Below are 18,661 nucleotides of genomic sequence, written 5' to 3'. Positions count from 1 at the left end.
CATGTCGATCAGGCTCCGCCTCGACAAGCCGTGGCGGCCCCTGATGGCCGAAGAGATCGCCCGCCTGCCGGGCCAGCTCGGCGTCTACCAAGTGGCCGACGCCAAGGGCGCCATCCTCTACATCGGCCAGGCTGGCGCCCGCGCGCCGTTCGGGCTGCGCAGCGAATTGCAGCGCGAACTCGCCGAGCGCGGGCCGGACTACCAGTTCCGTGTCGAGGTAAACCAGCAGTACCGTACACGCTGGTTCGAGCTGCTGATGGTGCACAAGGCCGACCATGGCAGCCTGCCACCGGACAACGCCAAGAACCCGCCGCCAAACCTTGGCCGGCTGAGCCCGAGCTGAAGAGGCAGAGATGGATTTCGAGCCCTCCGCAGAACAGCAGATGCTGATCGACCAGGTCCGCCGCTTCGTGCGCGAGGAGATCATCCCGCTCGAAGCCAAGCTCGATCCGGACGCCTCCGAACTCGATCCTGCCGATCACGCGCGGCTGGTCGAGAAGACCAAGGGGATGGGCCTGTTCGGCATCGACATCCCGAAGGAATATGGCGGCCCCGACATCGACATCGTGACGCGCGTGCTGCTGGCCATCGAGATGGCGCAGCATCGTGCCGGCCTCTACGTGCCCTGCTACGGCACCTTCGGCGGCGCGGGCCTGGCACAGATCTTCGAGGCCAACGAAGATCAGAAGGAGCGCTATCTCTACCCGACCCTGCGCGGCGAGAAGAAGGCGTTCTTCGGCCTCACCGAGCCGTCGGGCGGCAGCGATCCGGCGCGCGCCATCCAGACGAAAGCCGAGCGCAAGGACAATGGCTGGGTGCTGAACGGCGCCAAGATCTTCATCTCCAACGCCGATCGCGCACAGTACGGCATCGTCTTCGCCCGCACCGATTCGTCGAAGGGGCGGGCCGGCATCACCTGCTTCATCATCGACAGCGACACGCCGGGCTTCCACGTGCGGCGGGTCGTGCACACGCTGCGCTCGTCGCATTACGCGACCGAACTCGAGTTCAAGGATTGCTGGGTCAGCGACCACCAGGTGCTCGGCGAGGTGAACAAGGGATTCGCGGTCGCCAACGACCGGCTGACCCGCCAGCGCATCCCCTATGCCGCGGGCTGCATCGGCGTCGCGATCGCCGCGCATGAGATGGCGATCGAATGGGCCAAGATGCGCACGACCTTCGGCGAGAAGCTGTCGCATCGGCAGGCCGTGCAATGGATGCTGGTCGACAACGAGATCGACATCCGGACGGCGCGGCACTTCACGCTGGAGGCGGCGGAGAAGGCACGGCGTGGCCTGCCCTTCAAGATCGAGGCCTCGATCGCAAAGCTCACCGCGTCGGAAGGCGGCGGCCGCGTGGTCGATCGCTCGATGCAGATCCATGGCGGCATGGGCATGACCAAGGACCTGCCGCTGGAGCGCTGGTACCGAGAGATGCGTATCCGCCGGGTCGGCGAAGGCCCGAGCGAGGTCCAGCGCATGGTGATCGCGCGCGAGATCCTGGGGAGCAACCTGCGATGAGCACGAATTCCGGACAGGTCCCCGGCCCTCTCACGGGCATCAAGGTCGTCGAGTTCGGCCAAAACCTGGCCGGTCCCTATTGTGGCCAGATCCTGGCTTTCCTCGGCGCCGAGGTGGTCAAGGTCGAACGGCCGGAGGGCGACGATGCGCGCAAATGGGGTCCTCCGTTCGTCGAGGGCGATGCCACGGGCTTCATCGCGCTGAACCGCGGCAAGAAGTCGATCACCTGCGACCTCGCCGATCCGGCGCAGCGCGCGGCGCTGATCGAGCGTATCGGCGCGGCCGATATCTTCGTGCACAATCTGCGCGCCGACGTGCCGGCCAAGTTCGGCTTCGATGGCGCCACGCTTACCAAACACTTCCCGCGCCTGATCTATGCAGACCTCGGGGCCTTCGGCCATGCCGGTCCGTGGAAAGACCGGCCGGGCTACGAACCGATCATCCAGGCCGTCGCCGGCCTGATCTCGCTGAATGGCGATCCCACGGGACCGGAAGCGCGGATCGGCGTCTCGATCATCGATCTGTCGACCGGCATGTGGACCGCGATCGGTGTGCTGGCGGCGCTGGCCCGACGCACGGCCACGGGCCAGGGCAGCCTGGTGAACACCTCGCTGTTCGAGAGCGGGCTGATGTGGGCCTCCAACCATGTCGCGGGCTGGTCGGTGACCGGCAAAATGCCGCCGCGCCAGGGCACCGGCCATCCGTCCCTGACGCCCTACCAGGCCTTCGAGTGCAGCGACGGGCCGCTAATGATCTGCCCAGGCAACGACCGGCTCTGGCGCAAGTTCGCCGAGGCGCTGGGCCATCCGGAATGGCCGGACGAGGAGCGTTTCAGGACGAACGTGCAGCGCGCAGAGCGGCGCGAGCTGCTGCTCGGCATGATCTCCGACATCATGAAGGAGCATCCTCGTGCCCATTGGGCGACCAAGCTAGATGCGCTGGGCGTGCCCAACGGACCGCTGAACACCGTGCCCCAGGTCATGGAGCTGGCACAGGTCGCGGCGCTGGGGATGTTCATGCAGCCCTACGCCGGATCGAATGCCCTGTTCCACGGGCTGCCGCTCAGCCTCGACGGCCAGCGTGTGGGGGGTATGGAGACCGCCCCGAAGATCGGCGAACACAACGGGAAAGCGTGACGCCAGGGACGTCACGTCCTAAGGCGAAGCCGAAGGGCCCGTCACGGCTCTCAGGATGACGCTCGCGGGTCAAGCCGCTCCGGTCAGCCGGCGAAGCTCAGGCAGTAGTCGCGCACCTGCTGGAGCGGGATGCGCGCGTGGCTCTGCACGATGATGAACTTGCCGCCGGGGTCGGTGCCGTTGGGCAGCCGCACCAGCCGCTCGAAATCGTCGGCTCCCCAGACGCAGGACCGTTCCGAGAAGAGCTGGACGTCGGACGTGTAACAGGTGTCCCACTCGGCGTGATAGTCGTAGAGCGTGCCGTTGATCTCGGCGGTGCTGGTGTAGAGCGAATATTCCGTCCACGGCACCTGCAGCGGCTTGCGCACTTTCCACAGCAGCAGGGAGGTCATTGCGCTCATCCGCGGACCGCGCAGGCGCTCCAGCGTCTGTCGCGCCAGGTCGCCGTGCAGGATGTTCGGCGTGACAGAGAGGCCATGCGACCTCGAATCGTAGGGAATGCCGATCACCTCCGACGCGCTCTGCCACCAGTTGTGATGCTGCTTGGGCTCCCACCGCGAGAGCGCCCGGTCGTACTGCACGAAAGTGCGCGAATCGAAGTCCCCGACGCAGCAGACATCGGAATCGAGCGTGAAGAATCCGCCGAAGCCCAATACTGCCGGCACATGCAACTTCACGATCTGTTGCCGGTACCAGCCGGTCATCCAGTAGAAGGAACTGAAGGCCGGGAAGAAGTCGCCCTCGCGGCGCACCGTGACTTCAATGTTGGGAAAGCGAGGCAGGTTGGATCGCAACAGGTTCGCGTCGCGATCAGGGGCGATGATCAAAAGCTCGAAAGGCTTGCTGTCCCGCCAGTGCTTGGCCAGCGATTCGATCAGAAGTCCGGCACGCTCCAGATCGCCCAAGCGCTTGATGTTGCGCAGGGCGAGCGGGAGGATTCCTTGTCTGATCTCTGAAAACATATCGAATGTACTCTCCTGAACCATATATGGGCATCATCGACATCATATCAATCGATAGGTTAAGTCCTCACGGTGGCCTCTCAGCGGCAGATTGCCCCATATTCAAAAACGCAAAAAATGGCGGGACAAAGCAAAAAAAACGCCGGGCACAAAGGCCCGGCGAGTCAAACAGGGAGGCTTCACGTCTGGGAGACGTGGGATCATGAGGATCCCGAGTTTCGAACCGATCAGCCAAAAACCAGTCGTGTCGAAAACCTATACTGAACCTATGCCTCGTGGAAAAGATTGGTAGTGGTGAAGTTTTGGACACTGGCATGCGGGCTACGCATGCCTTTCACCGACTATGCAATACTGCAAGTCACAAACATCAGAAACGTGTCTCGGCGACTTTCCGCAGCAAGAAATCCCGAAAAACGGCGATGCGCTTGGAGTGCCGCAGCTCCTCCGGATAGGTGAAGTAGACGTCGGTCGTCCGGACATTGAGGTCGGGCAACAGCATCTCCAGCTTGGTCGATTCGCGCGCGAGGTAGTCGGGCAGGGACGCGATGCCGAGGCCGGATTCGACGGCACGGAAAATCCCGTAGGTATTATTCACGCGCAGAACCACGAGCCGCGGATTCTGGTCGGGATTGCCCTCGCGAAGCAGCCAGTTCACGTCCTGGACCGGCGCGCGCGCATCCTCGCCAAAGATGATGAGGCGATGCCCGTCGAGTTCGTCGATCGTAGTGGGCTTGCCGTATTTCTGCACATAGTCCTGCGAGGCATAGACATGGCTGCGGACGGTGAGCAGGTGACGCTGCACCAGTCCCGGCTGTCGTGGCATGACCATTCGGATCGCCACGTCGGCCTCGCGCATACCGAGATCGAGCTCGTTGTCGGACAGGACGAGGCTCACGTCGATCTCGGGATAGAGTGCGATGAACTCGTGCATCTGAGCCGTCAGCCAGGTGGAGCCGAACCCGACCGTCGCGTGGATCTTGAGCCGCCCGGCCGGCTTGTCCTGGTTGGCCCGCAACAGCGCCTCGGCCGTGTTGACCTTGGCGGCCATATCACGCGCCGTGCGGTAGAGCAGCTCGCCCTGCTCCGTGAGAATCAGGCCTCGCGCATGCCGGTGGAACAGCATGACGCCAAGCTGTTCCTCGAGCGCGCCGATCTGGCGCGAGATCGCCGACTGGCTGAGCTTCAGCGACTCGCCCGCATGAGTAAAGCTGCCGGCATCCGCCACGGCCTGGAATATCCGCAGCTTGTCCCAGTCCATCACAACCCTCCCCTGCCCACGCCCCGCCGCCTACTCGGCCGCTTCTGCGTGGCGCGCCTCCTGACCTGCCAGCCACTTTTCGGCTTCGAGCGCGGCCATGCAGCCTGTTCCCGCCGCCGTCACGGCCTGCCGGAAAACCTTGTCCTGCACGTCCCCGGCCGCAAAAACGCCCGCGATGTTGGTCGCGGTCGAATCAGGCCGGGTGACCAGATAGCCCTCGCCGTCCATCTCGAGCTTGCCCTTGAACAGCTCGGTGTTGGGCGAATGGCCGATCGCCACGAAGAACCCGTCGGCCTTGACGTCCTGCACCGCGCCCGTCTTCACATTGCGCAGGCGCGCCCCCGTGACGACCGGCGCTGGGGCCTTCTCCCCGAGAACCTCGTCGACGACGTGGTCCCAGATGACGCGGACCTTGGGATTCTTGAACAGACGGTCCTGGAGGATCCTCTCCGCGCGAAAACCGTCGCGACGGTGGACGAGCGTGACCCTGGAGGCGTGATGGGTCAGATAGAGGGCCTCCTCGACCGCGGTATTGCCGCCGCCGACCACGATCACTTCTTTGTTACGGAAGAAGAAGCCGTCGCAGGTCGCGCAGGCCGAGACACCGCCGCCGCGGAAAGTCTCCTCGCTGGGCAGGCCCAGCCACTTCGCCGTCGCGCCCGTCGCGACGACGAGCGAATCGGCCTCGTAGCGGTCGCCGGAATCGCCCAGGCAGACGAACGGCCGCACCGAGACGTCGACGTCCACGATCGTGTCGAAGAACATCTGCGTGCCGACATGCTCGGCCTGCTTCTGCATCTGCTCCATCAGCCACGGTCCCTGGATGACGTCCGCGAAGCCCGGATAGTTCTCGACGTCGGTCGTGATCGTGAGCTGGCCACCGGGCTGGATGCCCTGCACCAGCATGGGCTTGAGGCTTGCGCGCGCAGCATAGATAGCCGCCGTGTAGCCGGCCGGGCCGGAGCCCAGGATCATTACCTTGCTTCGGTGAGTTTCTGCCATGTCCGCCCCGCATCCCGCCAACCGCATATCTTGAACATATATGCAAACCTCCGTTGAGTTGCACGGATAGAAGTCGATTTCACACGCAATTGTTCACAGGCAATTGGCGAATCCTCGCAACTTTATTGCGTGATCGGCATGGTTCTGGCATAGACCGCGCCCAACGGAGGAATACTGATGGCTCGGGCCAAGCTCGATCGAATTGACCGGCGAATTCTCAGCGACCTGCAGTCCAATGGACGCATGACCAACGTGGAACTGGCCGAACGGGCCGGCATATCGGCACCGCCTTGCCTGCGCCGCGTGAGGGCCCTGGAGCGGGCCGGCATCATCAAGGGTTATCATGCAGATCTGAGCCCGGAGGCACTCGGCTACAGCGTGTCGGTATTTGCCCTGGTCGGGCTGAACAGCCAGGCGGAAGCCGATCTCAAGGCTTTCGAGGCACTGATCGCCGACTGGGACGAGGTCCGCGAGTGCCACATGCTGGCCGGCGAGGCCGATTTCCTGCTCAAGATCGTGGCAGAAACCTGGGACGACTATCAGAAATTCCTGACGACCCGCCTCACCTCGGCCCCCAATGTCAGCCATGTGAAGTCCATGATGGTGTTCCGGACGGCGAAGGAAGTCCCCGGCGTGCCGATCTCGACGGAAGCGTGAATCGATGACCGACGACGTCACCTTCGAAATCCTGCACCGGGTTGCCGATGCCTTTGCCCGGCGCGACGTCGACGGGATCGTCGAGTCGTTCGCCGAGGATGGCGAATTCCGCAACGCCAGGGGTCCCGACCATTGGGGCCAGAGTTTCAAGGGCAAGGCGGCGATCCGCAGCTACTTCGAGCCGCTGTTCGCCAATACCGGCGACGTGAAGTGGATTCACACCCACGAATTCATCTGCGGAGATCGCGCGGTGACCGAATGGCACCGGACCGCCACGCTCAGGTCAGGCGAACGCCAGGAGTGGCTGGGCTGCGACCTCTACACCTTCCGGCGCGGCCTGATCGTGATGAAGGACACCTACATCAAGGTCGTCGACTAGACGCTCCGACGACTCTTGCGGGAAACGCCGTGTATTGATAGCGTGCTTTAAATACACACCGTTGTCGAAAAGATGAAGGTCGCGAGCCATGAGGAATCTCTTCCAGGCGTCCAAGATTCTGCTGCTCGACCTGGCATCGACTCTGCTCTTCCTCGCCGTCTACGCGATCACCGGCAATCTCTTCCTTGCTGTCGGGCTCGGCATGGCACTGGGCATCGGCCAGATCGGCTGGCAGCTCGCCCGCAAGCAGCCCGTCGAGGCGCTTCAGTGGCTGAGCCTCGTCATCATCTTCGCGTCGGGCACGGCGACGTTCCTGACCGACGATCCGCTCTTCATCATGCTGAAGCCCAGCATCATCTACGGGAGCGTCGGCGTGGTGATGCTGAAGCGAGGCTGGATGACCCGCTACCTGCCGCCGATCGCGCGCGCGACCGTTCCCGACCTCGCCATCACCTTCGGCTATGTCTGGGCAGGGCTGATGTTCTTCTCGGCCGGGCTCAATATCGCGCTCGCCCTGACACTCGACGTGACGAGCTGGGCCGCCGTGAAGTCGGTCTGGGCGATCGGCAGCAAGGTCGGCCTGTTCGGCATCCAGTACGCGGTCATGAAGTCGACCGGTATCCGCCGAGCGCGCGCCATGATGGCGGCTAGTTGAACTGCACGCCCACCACTTCGTAGGACTTGCCGCCGCGCGGCGTCTGGACCTCGACCCGGTCGCCGACCGTCTTGCCGATCAGCGCGCGCCCGATCGGCGAGGTCACGGAGATGCGGCCCTTGGCGAGATCGGCCTCGTAGGGCCCGACGATCTGGTACTTCACCGTCTCGTCGGTATCCTCGTCGGCCAGACGCACGATCGCGCCGAATTTGACAACCTTGCCGCTGAGTTTCGAGAAGTCGATCACCTCGGTCCGCGAGATGATGTCCTCGAGCTCGGCGATGCGCCCCTCGATGAAGCTCTGCTTCTCGCGCGCCGACGTGTACTCGGCGTTCTCCGAGAGGTCGCCGTGCTCGCGCGCCGTCGCGATGGCCTTGATGATCGCCGGGCGCTCGACGCTCTTCAGCACTTTCAGTTCGCCTTCGAGGCGCTGGAGCCCCTCGGCCGTCATGGGAATACGTTCCATCGCCAAATCGTCCTTGATCAGTCGTACGGCGTCAACGCCGAACGCAGCCCCAAAACGAGGTGCCGTTCGGCACGTTGCAGGAATGACCGCCCGGTTAGAAGGCGGTCTTGAAGTAGGATTGCAGCGGCGCCACGTCGAGCCCGCCTTGCTTGACCGCGGCAATGCCCTCGACCGCCGCCTTGGCGCCGGCGACCGTCGTATAGTACGCGATCTTGTGCATCAGGGCGGTGCGCCGGAGCGTGAAGCTGTCCGTCAGGGCGCTTGCGCCATCGACCGTATTGAAGACGAGCTGCACCTTGCCGTCCTTCATCAGGTCGACGATATGGGGCCGGCCTTCCAGCACCTTGTTGACCTGCTGCGCCTCGATCGAATGCTTAGCGAGGAACTCCGCCGTGCCGCGGGTCGCCACGACCTTGAAGCCCAGTTCGATCAGCCGCTTCAGGGGTTTCACCATCGCTGCCTTGTCCTGATCCTTGACCGAGACGAACACCGCGCCCTCGACAGGCACCTTGCTGCCGGCGCCGAGCTGCGACTTGGCGAAGGCGCGCCCGAAATCCATGTCGAGGCCCATGACCTCGCCGGTCGAACGCATTTCCGGGCCGAGGATGATGTCGACGCCGGGGAACCGGGCAAAGGGGAACACCGCCTCCTTGACCGCGATATGCTTGCCCTTGGCTTTCTTGATGCCGAGCGACTTCAACGCTTCGCCGGCCATCAGGCGGGCCGCGAACTTGGCGATCGGTTGCCCGGTCGCCTTGGCCACGAAGGGGACCGTGCGGCTGGCGCGCGGATTGACTTCCAGGACGTAGACTTCGCCATCCTTGACGGCGAACTGCACGTTCATGAGGCCGACGACATGAAGCGCCTTGGCCATCGCCTCGGTCTGGCGCTCGATCTCGGCCAGAATCTTGGCCGACAGCGAATAAGGCGGCAGCGAGCAGGCGGAGTCGCCGGAATGGATTCCCGCCTCCTCGATATGCTCCATGATGCCGGCAACGAACACGTTCTGGTCCTTGTCGGCCAGGGCGTCGACATCGACCTCGATGGCGTCGCGCAGATAGGAGTCGATCAGCACTGGATTGCTGCCCGAGACCTTCACGGCATCGCGCATGTAACGCTCGATGGCGGCGCGATCGTAGACGATCTGCATCGCGCGTCCTCCCAGCACGTAGGACGGGCGGATAACGACCGGATAGCCGATTTTCTCGGCAATCTCGATGGCCTTCTCTTGCGACGTGGCCGTGCCGTTGTCGGGTTGGCGCAGCTTGAGCTCGTGGATCAGCTTCTGGAAGCGCTCGCGGTCCTCGGCGAGATCGATCGCGTCGGGCGAGGTGCCCAGGATCGGGATGCCCGCCGCCTCGAGCGGCTTGGCGAGCTTGAGCGGCGTCTGGCCGCCGAACTGCACGATCAGGCCCATCAGCTCGCCATTGCGGCGCTCGACCTCGACCAGCTCGATCACGTCCTCGGCGGTCAGTGGCTCGAAGTACAGACGGTCGGCCGTGTCGTAGTCGGTCGACACGGTCTCGGGATTGCAGTTGACCATGATGGTCTCGTAGCCGGCATCGCGCAGCGCGTAGACGGCATGGACGCAGCAATAGTCGAACTCGATGCCCTGGCCGATCCGATTCGGACCGCCGCCCAGGATGATGACCTTGCGCCGGTCGGTCGGCTGCGCCTCGCATTCCGCCGGCCGTACACCGTCGCCCTCGTAGCAGGAATACAGATACGGCGTACGCGATTCGAACTCGGCGGCGCAGGTGTCGATGCGCTTGAAGACCGGCCGCACGCCGAGCGCGCGGCGCTTCCTGGCCACGTCGTCGGCGCCCTGCTTCGTCAGCTCGCCCAGCCGCTCGTCGGAGAAGCCCTTCTTCTTGAGGTCGAAGAAAGCCTTGGCATCCTTCGGCAGGCCGTCCTTGCGCACGCTCGCCTCGATGGCGACGAGCTGCTCGATCTGGCGCAGGAACCAAGGCTCGTACTTTGACGCCTGGGCGATCTCTTCCACGCTCAGGCCGCAACGGAACGCCTGGGCGATCACCAGGATGCGGTCGGGCGTCGGCCGCGCCAGAGCGCCCACGATGGCCGACTTGTCGGGCGCACCCTTGATCTCGATCTCGTTCAGGCCGGTCAGGCCCGTCTCCATCGAGCGCAGCGCCTTCTGCAGCGATTCCTGGAAGGTCCGGCCGATCGACATCGCCTCGCCGACGCTCTTCATCGAGGTGTTGAGCAGCGGCTCCGCACCCGGAAACTTCTCGAAGGCGAAGCGCGGCATCTTGGTGACGACGTAGTCGATCGTCGGCTCGAAAGAGGCCGGCGTCTCGCCGGTGATGTCGTTCAGGAGCTCGTCGAGCGTGTAGCCGACTGCGAGCCGGGCGGCGACCTTGGCGATCGGGAAGCCCGTGGCCTTCGACGCAAGCGCCGAGGACCGCGACACGCGCGGATTCATCTCGATAACCACCATGCGGCCGGTCGCCGGATCGACCGCGAACTGCACGTTCGAACCGCCCGTATCGACGCCGATCTCGCGCAGGCACGCAATCGAGGCGTCGCGCATGATCTGGTATTCCTTGTCGGTGAGCGTCAGCGCCGGCGCCACGGTCACCGAGTCGCCGGTATGCACGCCCATCGGATCGACGTTCTCGATCGAGCAGATGATGATGCAGTTGTCGTTGCGGTCGCGCACGACCTCCATCTCGTACTCTTTCCAGCCGAGCACGGATTCCTCGACCAGTACCTCGCCGACCGGCGAGGCATCGACGCCGCCGGCCACGATCTCGAAATACTCATCGCGATTGTAGGCGATGCCGCCGCCGGTGCCGCCTAACGTGAAGGACGGGCGGATGATCGCCGGGAGGCCGACCCGCTCGAGCGCGGTCGCCGCCTCTTCGCGATTGTGCACGACCTCGCTCTTCGGGCATTCGAGCCCGATCTTGGTCATGGCATCGCGGAACAGCAGCCGGTCCTCGGCCTTGTCGATGGCCTCGGCATTGGCGCCGATCAGCTCGACGCCATACTTCTCGAGCCGTCCATCGCGATGCAGCGACATCGCGGTGTTGAGCGCCGTCTGGCCGCCCATGGTCGGCAGGATGGCGTCGGGTTTTTCCTTCTCGATGATGCGCGCCACGAAGTCGGGCGTGATCGGCTCGATATAGGTCGCATCGACCAGCCCCGGATCGGTCATGATCGTGGCCGGGTTGGAGTTGATCAGGATGACCCGATAGCCCTCGTCCTTCAGCGCCTTGCAGGCCTGGACGCCGGAATAATCGAATTCGCAGGCCTGACCGATGACGATCGGGCCGGCACCGATGACGAGGATGCTCTTTATGTCTGTGCGCTTGGGCATGATTTCTCTACTTGCCCTTGCTCTTGTCGATCATCTCGACGAAGCGATCGAAGAGATAGTGACTGTCGGTCGGGCCGGGCGAGGCTTCGGGGTGATACTGGACCGAGAAGGCCGGCTTGTCGGTACAGCGCAGGCCTTCGTTGATGCCGTCGAACAGGGAGACGTGCGTCACTTCCGTGTTTGCCGGCAGCGATTCTGGGATCACGCAGAAGCCATGGTTCTGCGACGTGATTTCGACCTTACCGGTGGTCAGATCCTTGACCGGCTGGTTGGCGCCGCGGTGGCCACGTTCCATCTTGCGCGTCTTGCCGCCAAGCGTCAGAGCGAGGATCTGGTGTCCGAGGCAGATGCCGAACAGCGGCACCTTCTTCTCGAGCACGGCCTGGATGGCGGGCGAGGCATAGACCGCGGTCGCCGCAGGATCACCCGGGCCGTTGGACAAGAAGACACCATCGGGATTGTGTCGCAGGATGTCCTCGGCCGTGGCCGTGGCCGGCACGACCGTGACCTTGCAGCCGGTGTTGGCGAGGCAGCGCAGGATGTTGCGCTTGGCGCCGTAATCGACCGCGACGACGTGATACTTGGGGTTGGTGAGCTTGCCGTAGCCCTTGCCCAGGGCCCACTTGGTCTCGTCCCAATGGTAGGTCTGCTTGGTCGTGACCTCGATCGCCAGGTCCATCCCGTCGAGACCCGGCCAGTCGAGCGCGATCTGGCGCATCTTCGGGATGTCGAACTTGCCGTCCGGCGCATGGACGACGACGCCGTTGGGCGGGCCGCCGTCGCGGATGCGACGCGTAATGGCGCGCGTGTCGACGTCGCAGATGCCAGGCAGATTGTGGCTCTTCAGCCAGTCGTTGAGCGGCTTTACGGAGCGCCAGTTGGCCGGCTCGGTGATGTCGCCGCGCAGCACGACGGCGCGCGCGGCCGGGGTGATCGTCTCGATGTCCTCGAGATTGGTGCCAACGTTGCCGATGTGCGGGAAGGTGAACGTAATGATCTGGCCGGCATAGGAGGGATCGGTGATGATCTCCTGGTACCCGGTCATCGAGGTGTTGAAGCAGACCTCGCCCACGGCGTGGCCGGCGGCGCCCACTCCCTTGCCCCAGAAGACCGTGCCGTCAGCCAGCACCAGCGCGGCCGTGGCCCAACGCGGCGCGGCGTCATTCGCACCGGCGGTCTTAGGTGAAGTCATGATGATTTGCCCGTTCGTGCGGCTCGCGCGGCCTCGCCCCGGACCCGGCATGGGCGAGGCGATCGGCAAGCCGGGCGGGTTGTAGCCAAGCCGCCGCAGAGGGTCAAGGCGCGGAAGGCAGCCAATTTCTAAGCTATTTCAATAGCTTATTTGCTTTGCCAACAGCGGCTGGGGCGATTAGTTTCCGCCCCTTAGCCTTCGGGCGTACCAACAGGACCCAAGCGATGCTGCGCGAAAAACTGACCGAAGCGATGAAAGACGCGATGCGCGCCAAGGATCAGGCCGCGCTGGGCACGATTCGGCTCATCTTGGCGAAGCTCAAGGACGCCGATATCGCGGCCCGCACCGAGGCCAGCCGCGAAGGCGTGGCCGACGACAGGATTCTGTCGCTGATGCAGGGCATGATCAAGCAGCGCAACGAGTCGATCGCTCTCTATGAAAAAGGCGGCCGCGCCGACTTGGCCGATAAGGAAAAGGCCGAAATCGCCGTCATCGAACGCTTCCTGCCCCAGCAGATGGACGAGGCCGCCGTCGAGGCCGCCGTGCGCGAGGCGATTGCCGCCGCCGGCGCCACCTCGGTCAAGGACATGGGCGGCGTCATGGCCGCCCTGAAGGGCAAATACGCCGGCCAGATGGACTTTGCCAAGGCGTCGGCCGCCGTCAAAAAAGCATTGAGCGCCTGATCATCCCCGCTATCCCCTATGGCGTGGCTCCGACGCGAGGGCCATCTTAGGGGATGGCGTTCCCTCCGGGCTTCCTCGACGAACTGCGCGCGCGCCTCAGCCTGTCCGACATCGTCGGCCGGAAGGTGTCGCTGAAGCGCCGCTCGGGGGCCGAGTACGCGGGCCTCTGTCCCTTCCACAACGAGAAGACCCCCTCCTTCACAGTCAACGACAAGAAGGGCTTCTTCTATTGCTTCGGCTGCCACGAGAAAGGCAGCGCCATCGACTTCGTCATGAAGACAGAGGGACTTTCCTTCCCTGAAACGGTCGAAAAGCTCGCCCGCGAGGTCAATCTGCCGGTGCCTGTAGCCACGCCGGCCGAACGCGAGCGGGCCGACCGGGCTTCGACTCTCCAGCAGGTCGTGGAAATGGCGGCCGTCTGGTTCCAGAAGCAGCTTCGCCTGCCGGTCGGCCGCCAGGGACTGGATTATCTGCGGGGGCGCGGCCTTTCCGACACGACGATCGACGACTTCCGCTTGGGCTTTGCGCCCGATTCGCGGGACGGCCTCCTCGCCGCCCTGAAGCGCGAGAACGTCCCCCTCGAGAAGATCGTGGAGGCCGGGCTCGCCATCCAGCCGGAAGACCGGCGCGAGCCCTATGACCGCTTCCGCGGCCGCGTGATGTTCGTCATCAACGACCGCCGCGGACGGGCCATCGCCTTCGGCGGGCGCGTCATGGGCGCCGGCGAGCCCAAATACCTGAACTCGCCCGAGACGCCGCTCTTCCACAAGGGAGCCAATCTCTACTGCCTCGATCGGGCCCGCCAGGCCGTGACCAAGGATCAGCCGGTGATCGTGGCCGAAGGCTACATGGACGTGATCGCGCTCCACGGGGCGGGCTTCACCGGCGCCGTGGCGCCGCTCGGCACCGCGCTGACCGAGGGACAGTTGGGAGAACTCTGGAAGCTCGCGGACGAGCCCTTTCTCTGTTTCGACGGCGACAATGCGGGACGGCGCGCCATGTCCCGGGCCGCTGAACGGGCGCTTCCCCTGCTCCGTCCCGGAAAGAGTCTGCGTTTTCTCACGCTGCCGGCGGGCGAGGACCCCGACAGCCTGATCCGGACCCGCGGTCCCGACGCGGTGCGCCGCACCCTCGACCTCGCCCGTCCGCTGTCGGACGTGGTCTGGGATCTGGAGATCGAAGGCAAGCCGGCCGATACCCCGGAACGCCGGGCGAGCCTGCAGCAGAGCGTCGAGCAACGGGTGGCCGAGATCGCCGATCCGGTCGTGCGCGACTATTACCGCACGGAGATGCGCAACCGGCTGAACCGGCTTCGCCGCCCCGAGGCGCCGGCCTGGCAGCCTGGAAATTTCCGCAAGCCATTCCGACGCCCCGGCGAGCCCGAACCCGCGCCTTTCGCGGCCGGCTCGGCGGCCCGCCGCTCGGGCCAGGATCTCGACGCCTCCCGCCAGGAGTGGGGCTTGCTGGGAGCGCTGATCGAGCGGCCGGCACTGCTTCACATCCTGGCCGAAGACCTGGCGGCCCTACCGATCGCCAGTCCCGACCTGAGCCGTCTGCGCAGCGGACTTCTGGATGCCCTCTCGCTGGTGCCGTCCGGGGTCGACCCGGCGGCCGATGAAGCGGCGGGCGATCCCTCCCTCGAAGCCGAGCTGATCGGCCAGCATCTCCAGAGGATGGGCCTGGGGCAGCTGGCAGCCTCGGCCCAGGCCAAGGCCCGCGAAGCCTTCCGCGACGAGCCCGCGGAGGCGGACGGCTGGGTCGGCCAGTGGCGCCGGGCCGCCCGTCATGTCAGCCATCTCCGGACCGACCCCGAAGAGCTGAAACGGGCGGAAGATGCTCTCGCAGAGGACATGTCCGAGGAGAATTTGCGGCGACTTCATGCCATTCTCGACCGAATGCGGCGAGAAAGCCTGGAATCGAATGCGCTGTAGCCGGCGCGCGCAGATTCAGGGGCTTCCCCCTATCGCTGCTTGCACTGAAGCCCCATATAGTAGAAGGGTAGTTTCGCGGGGCCGCCCTCCCGCCTCCCCTTCTTGCAGCCAAATAACGGCCCTTTGGCCGTTCTATCCGTTTGTCGCACCCAAGGATTTGAGTAAATGGCGACCAAAACCGCGACCGTAGCGCAACCCGAAGCCGCCGATGCCCGGGAGGAGGGTCCCGACGCCCCCCTGCTCGACTCGCTTGGCGCCGAGCTCAAGAAGCTCGTCCAGAAGGGCAAGGAACGCGGCTACGTCACCTATGACGAGCTGAACGCGGCCTTGCCCCCCGACGAAGTGTCCTCCGAGCAGATCGAGGACACGATGGCGATGCTGTCCGAGGCCGGGGTGAACGTCGTCGAGGCCGAGGAGCCGGAGGATACCGCCTCCGCCACGGCGGCCGAACCCGCCAAGACGGCGGTGGTCGCGGCCGAGGCCACTGGTGAGGACGAGGAGCTGGGTCGCACGGACGATCCGGTCCGCATGTACCTGCGCGAGATGGGCAGCGTCGAGCTGCTGAGCCGCGAGGGCGAGATCGAGATCGCCAAGCGCATCGAGGCCGGCCAGGACAAGATGATCGGCGGCATCTGTGAAAGCCCGATGACGATCACGGCGCTGCTGCATTGGCGCGACGCGATCAACGAGGGCCGCATCCTGCTGCGCGACGTGATCGACCTGGAAGCGACGCAGGGTGGCGGCGCTCCCGGCGAAGGCAAGGGCGTCAACGCCGCCCCTCCCGCTACTCCCGCCGCGCCGCCGATGCCGCGTCCGGCATCTTTGCCGAAGCTGGTGCGGCCGGCCGGGCCTGCGGTGAACGGTGAAGCGGGCGGCGAGGCTCCTGCAGCGGAAGGGGCTGAGGAGGACGACGAGAACGCGCTCTCCCTGTCAGCGCTCGAGGAAAAGCTCAAGCCCGAGGTTCTGCGCACCCTCACCAAGATCTACAAAGTCTATATCGAGATGTCGAAGGTGCAGAATCGGCGCCTGTCGACTCTCGCCCGCGGGCAGAAGCCCAGCGCCGAGTTCGAGAAGAGCTACGAGAAGCACCGCAAGAAGATCGTCGAGCTGGTGCGAACGGTGCACATCAATGCTGCCCGCATCGAGCAGCTCAAGCTCTCGCTGTACGACCTCAACCGCAAGCTGATGACGCTCGAGGGCAAACTGCTGCGCACGGCGGAGAGCTTCCGCATCTCGCGGCAGGACTTCCTCGACAATTACTTCACGCACGAGATCGACCCCAACTGGCTCGAGAAGGTCGGCAAGCTGTCGGGCCGGGGCTGGAAGGATTTCGCCAAGAAGCGTGGCCCCGAGATCGAGAAGATCCGGGCGGAGATCAAGGACATCTCCGATCACTGCGGCGCGCCGATCTTCGAGTTCCGCCGCATGTGCAAGACCGTCCAGGACGGCGAGCGCGAGATGATGCGGGCGAAGAAGGAAATGATCGAGGCCAACCTGCGGCTCGTGATCTCGATCGCCAAGAAGTACACGAACCGCGGCCTGCAGTTCCTGGATCTCATCCAGGAAGGCAACATCGGCCTGATGAAGGCGGTCGACAAGTTCGAGTACCGCCGCGGCTACAAGTTCTCGACCTACGCCACGTGGTGGATCCGACAAGCGATCACGCGCTCGATCGCCGACCAGGCGCGCACCATCCGCATCCCGGTGCACATGATCGAGACCATCAACAAGCTGGTCCGTACCAGCCGGCAGATGCTGCACGAGATCGGCCGCGAGCCCCAACCCGAGGAACTGGCCGAGAAGCTCGGCATGCCGCTCGAGAAGGTGCGCAAGGTCCTGAAGATCGCCAAGGAGCCGATCAGCCTCGAGACGCCGATCGGCGACGAGGAGGACAGCCACCTCGGGGACTTCATCGAGGACAAGAACGCCGTCATCCCGCTCGAGGCGGCGATCCAGGGCAATCTGCGCGAGAGCACGACGCGGGTCCTGGCGACGCTCACGCCGCGCGAGGAGCGCGTGCTGCGTATGCGTTTCGGCATCGGCATGAACACCGACCACACACTGGAAGAGGTCGGCCAGCAGTTCTCGGTCACCCGCGAGCGCATCCGCCAGATCGAGGCCAAGGCGCTGCGCAAACTCAAGCACCCGAGCCGCTCGCGCATGCTGCGCAGCTTCCTCGACGAGGGCTGAGACAGAGCGAGATCGGAGATCGAAAGCCGGGGCCCGTCCCCGGCTTTTTCATGTCACTCGCGGTCGGCGATCCGCACCAGCGACGGCAGCAACCCGCACACCGTCACATTGAGCCGGCGAACCTCTTCCATGACGGCCGAGAGATTTTCCTGAACGGCTGCGCAGTGGCGCGAGGCTTCGTTGCGGGCGTCGTCGAGCCCAGGGTCGATCGCATAGGGATGCCCGAGGGCGCGCCCGCATTCCGCGAGCACACCCAGCAGCGCTGCCGGCGACTCCGCCGTGTGCCCGGGACGCACGAAATCGCGGGTCGCATGTTCGATACGCTCCAACGCCGTGACAAGACCATCGACTTCCATGGGAGTCTCCTCGGCCGACAACGGGAACGCTGTGATCGGTATCGATGCTGTCACCGGAGTCCCCGGCGCACAAGCCCGCGCGCCTCCTCCCTTAAGATCAGCCGAACCGCAGGAGGGGTATCGCGGCCGCCGCCAACAGGACGGCCGCGATGCGTGTACGCGTGAAAGGCTCCTTGAGCCAGAAGACGGCGATGAGGACGGCAAAGATTGCGCTGGTATCCCGCAGCGCGGCCGCCGGGGCGATCGGCGCGTGGCTCCAGACCCAGAGGATCATCAGATACGACCCCATGGCGGCGAGGGCGATCGGCAGGGCGAACGCCCAATGCGCCGTCACCTGCGCCCAGGGGGGCCCCACGCGCCGCTGCCGCCAGGCCATGGCTGCCGCGTTGGTGATCGACACGACGAAGCCATAGGCCCACGGCGATCCCGAAAGCCGGACGCCCTGCGCGTCGCACATGATGTAGGCCGCCGTCCCGACTCCCGCCGCAGCGGTCCAGCCCATCGCCGCCCGCGTGATCCCCTTCCCCCGCGCGGCGTCCCAGGCCAGCACGACGAGGGCAAGGGAAATGACCAGAACGCCGAGCAGCCCCGCCGTCGCCAGTCGTTCACCCGTCACGAGAGCCGCCAGCGGCACCACCATCAATACCGCCAGAGAGCGGACGACGGGGTAGACGAGGCCGAATCCGCCGAGTTCATAGGCTCGCAGGAGGGCCGACACGGTGAGCACGTTCATCACGGTCGAGGCCGCGATCCAGCCGAAGGAAGCAAGGTTCGGAAGACCGGAGAAGAAGAGCGCCGGAACGACGAGCACGGCGCCCAGCACCATCTGGGCCGTCATCACGTGGGCCGGACTGCGGCTTGCCTTCACGGCGGCATTCCACCCCGCGTGCAGCACGGCGCTCAGCAGGGCGAGCGAAACGTCGGTGAGATCCAT

At 65.0% G+C, this 18,661-nt stretch carries 17 protein-coding genes; 9 read left to right on the top strand and 8 right to left on the bottom strand.

The annotated features are described in order from the left end of the window. The first annotated feature begins 1 nt into the window (after position 1). Genes ACT6UX_RS22370 through ACT6UX_RS22360 form a run of 3 tightly spaced genes read left to right on the top strand, consistent with a single transcriptional unit; the run spans position 2 to position 2,656 of the window. Positions 2 to 343: a DUF7508 domain-containing protein gene (locus ACT6UX_RS22370; RefSeq protein WP_444777362.1), complete on the top strand. Its 342-nt coding sequence runs from the start codon at positions 2 to 4 to the stop codon at positions 341 to 343. Positions 344 to 353: 10 nt separating this feature from the next. After that, a complete protein-coding gene (locus tag ACT6UX_RS22365; RefSeq protein ID WP_444777361.1) occupies positions 354 to 1,520 on the top strand; it encodes an acyl-CoA dehydrogenase family protein in 1,167 nt (388 codons plus the stop codon). Continuing rightward, positions 1,517 to 2,656 (top strand): CaiB/BaiF CoA transferase family protein, encoded by a 1,140-nt coding sequence (locus ACT6UX_RS22360; protein ID WP_444777360.1) that lies wholly within the window; start codon positions 1,517 to 1,519, stop codon positions 2,654 to 2,656. The genes ACT6UX_RS22365 and ACT6UX_RS22360 overlap by 4 nt, the downstream gene beginning before the upstream one ends. Positions 2,657 to 2,739: 83 nt before the next feature. On the opposite strand, the gene ACT6UX_RS22355 is transcribed toward ACT6UX_RS22360, so the two are convergent. From ACT6UX_RS22355 to trxB, 3 genes are all read right to left on the bottom strand, one after another. Then, entirely contained in the window at positions 2,740 to 3,618 is an 879-nt protein-coding gene (locus ACT6UX_RS22355; RefSeq protein WP_444777359.1) for a DUF6492 family protein, read from the bottom strand. A gap of 367 nt (positions 3,619 to 3,985) precedes the next feature. Then, positions 3,986 to 4,876, bottom strand: coding sequence for a LysR family transcriptional regulator (locus ACT6UX_RS22350; RefSeq protein ID WP_444777358.1), 891 nt, complete (start codon positions 4,874 to 4,876; stop codon positions 3,986 to 3,988). Between the two features lie 30 nt (positions 4,877 to 4,906). Continuing rightward, on the bottom strand, positions 4,907 to 5,878 hold the full coding sequence (gene trxB / locus ACT6UX_RS22345) for a thioredoxin-disulfide reductase (RefSeq protein ID WP_444777357.1): 972 nt from the start codon (positions 5,876 to 5,878) through the stop codon (positions 4,907 to 4,909). A 177-nt stretch (positions 5,879 to 6,055) separates the two neighbouring features. On the opposite strand from trxB, the gene ACT6UX_RS22340 reads away from it, so the two are divergent. The 3 genes from ACT6UX_RS22340 to ACT6UX_RS22330 all read left to right on the top strand — a co-directional run bounded on the left by ACT6UX_RS22340 (position 6,056) and on the right by ACT6UX_RS22330 (position 7,569). Continuing rightward, entirely contained in the window at positions 6,056 to 6,535 is a 480-nt protein-coding gene (locus tag ACT6UX_RS22340) for an Lrp/AsnC family transcriptional regulator (RefSeq protein WP_444777356.1), read from the top strand. Between the two features lie 4 nt (positions 6,536 to 6,539). Continuing rightward, complete coding sequence (locus ACT6UX_RS22335) at positions 6,540 to 6,914, top strand: nuclear transport factor 2 family protein (RefSeq protein ID WP_444777355.1); 375 nt, start codon at positions 6,540 to 6,542, stop codon at positions 6,912 to 6,914. A gap of 88 nt (positions 6,915 to 7,002) precedes the next feature. Then, positions 7,003 to 7,569 (top strand): inner membrane-spanning protein YciB, encoded by a 567-nt coding sequence (locus ACT6UX_RS22330; RefSeq protein ID WP_444777354.1) that lies wholly within the window; start codon positions 7,003 to 7,005, stop codon positions 7,567 to 7,569. Here the strand turns inward: ACT6UX_RS22330 and greA are convergent. From greA to carA, 3 genes are all read right to left on the bottom strand, one after another. Then, positions 7,562 to 8,035, bottom strand: coding sequence for a transcription elongation factor GreA (gene greA / locus ACT6UX_RS22325; protein WP_444777353.1), 474 nt, complete (start codon positions 8,033 to 8,035; stop codon positions 7,562 to 7,564). The genes ACT6UX_RS22330 and greA overlap by 8 nt on opposite strands. 94 nt (positions 8,036 to 8,129) lie before the next feature. Further along, complete coding sequence (gene carB / locus ACT6UX_RS22320; protein WP_444777352.1) at positions 8,130 to 11,375, bottom strand: carbamoyl-phosphate synthase large subunit; 3,246 nt, start codon at positions 11,373 to 11,375, stop codon at positions 8,130 to 8,132. A 7-nt stretch (positions 11,376 to 11,382) separates the two neighbouring features. After that, on the bottom strand, positions 11,383 to 12,567 hold the full coding sequence (gene carA, locus ACT6UX_RS22315; protein ID WP_444777351.1) for a glutamine-hydrolyzing carbamoyl-phosphate synthase small subunit: 1,185 nt from the start codon (positions 12,565 to 12,567) through the stop codon (positions 11,383 to 11,385). Positions 12,568 to 12,791: 224 nt separating this feature from the next. Here carA and ACT6UX_RS22310 point away from each other — a divergent pair, with 224 nt between their 5' ends. The 3 genes from ACT6UX_RS22310 (at position 12,792) to rpoD (ending at position 17,371) form a co-directional block, all read left to right on the top strand. Then, positions 12,792 to 13,250, top strand: a complete 459-nt coding sequence (locus ACT6UX_RS22310; RefSeq protein WP_444777413.1) for a GatB/YqeY domain-containing protein — start codon at positions 12,792 to 12,794, stop codon at positions 13,248 to 13,250. A gap of 53 nt (positions 13,251 to 13,303) precedes the next feature. Continuing rightward, entirely contained in the window at positions 13,304 to 15,181 is a 1,878-nt protein-coding gene (gene dnaG, locus ACT6UX_RS22305; RefSeq protein ID WP_444777350.1) for a DNA primase, read from the top strand. 165 nt (positions 15,182 to 15,346) lie between these two features. Next, on the top strand, positions 15,347 to 17,371 hold the full coding sequence (gene rpoD / locus ACT6UX_RS22300) for an RNA polymerase sigma factor RpoD (RefSeq protein WP_444777349.1): 2,025 nt from the start codon (positions 15,347 to 15,349) through the stop codon (positions 17,369 to 17,371). 53 nt (positions 17,372 to 17,424) lie between these two features. Here rpoD and ACT6UX_RS22295 read toward each other — a convergent pair whose 3' ends face one another. Further along, positions 17,425 to 17,727: a hypothetical protein gene (locus ACT6UX_RS22295; protein WP_444777348.1), complete on the bottom strand. Its 303-nt coding sequence runs from the start codon at positions 17,725 to 17,727 to the stop codon at positions 17,425 to 17,427. Positions 17,728 to 17,824: 97 nt separating this feature from the next. Then, positions 17,825 to 18,661: an EamA family transporter gene (locus tag ACT6UX_RS22290; protein ID WP_444777347.1), complete on the bottom strand. Its 837-nt coding sequence runs from the start codon at positions 18,659 to 18,661 to the stop codon at positions 17,825 to 17,827.

Source organism: Reyranella sp., from assembly GCF_052439685.1.
Lineage (GTDB): Bacteria > Pseudomonadota > Alphaproteobacteria > Reyranellales > Reyranellaceae > Reyranella.
This window is presented reverse-complemented; position numbering and strand designations above follow the sequence as displayed.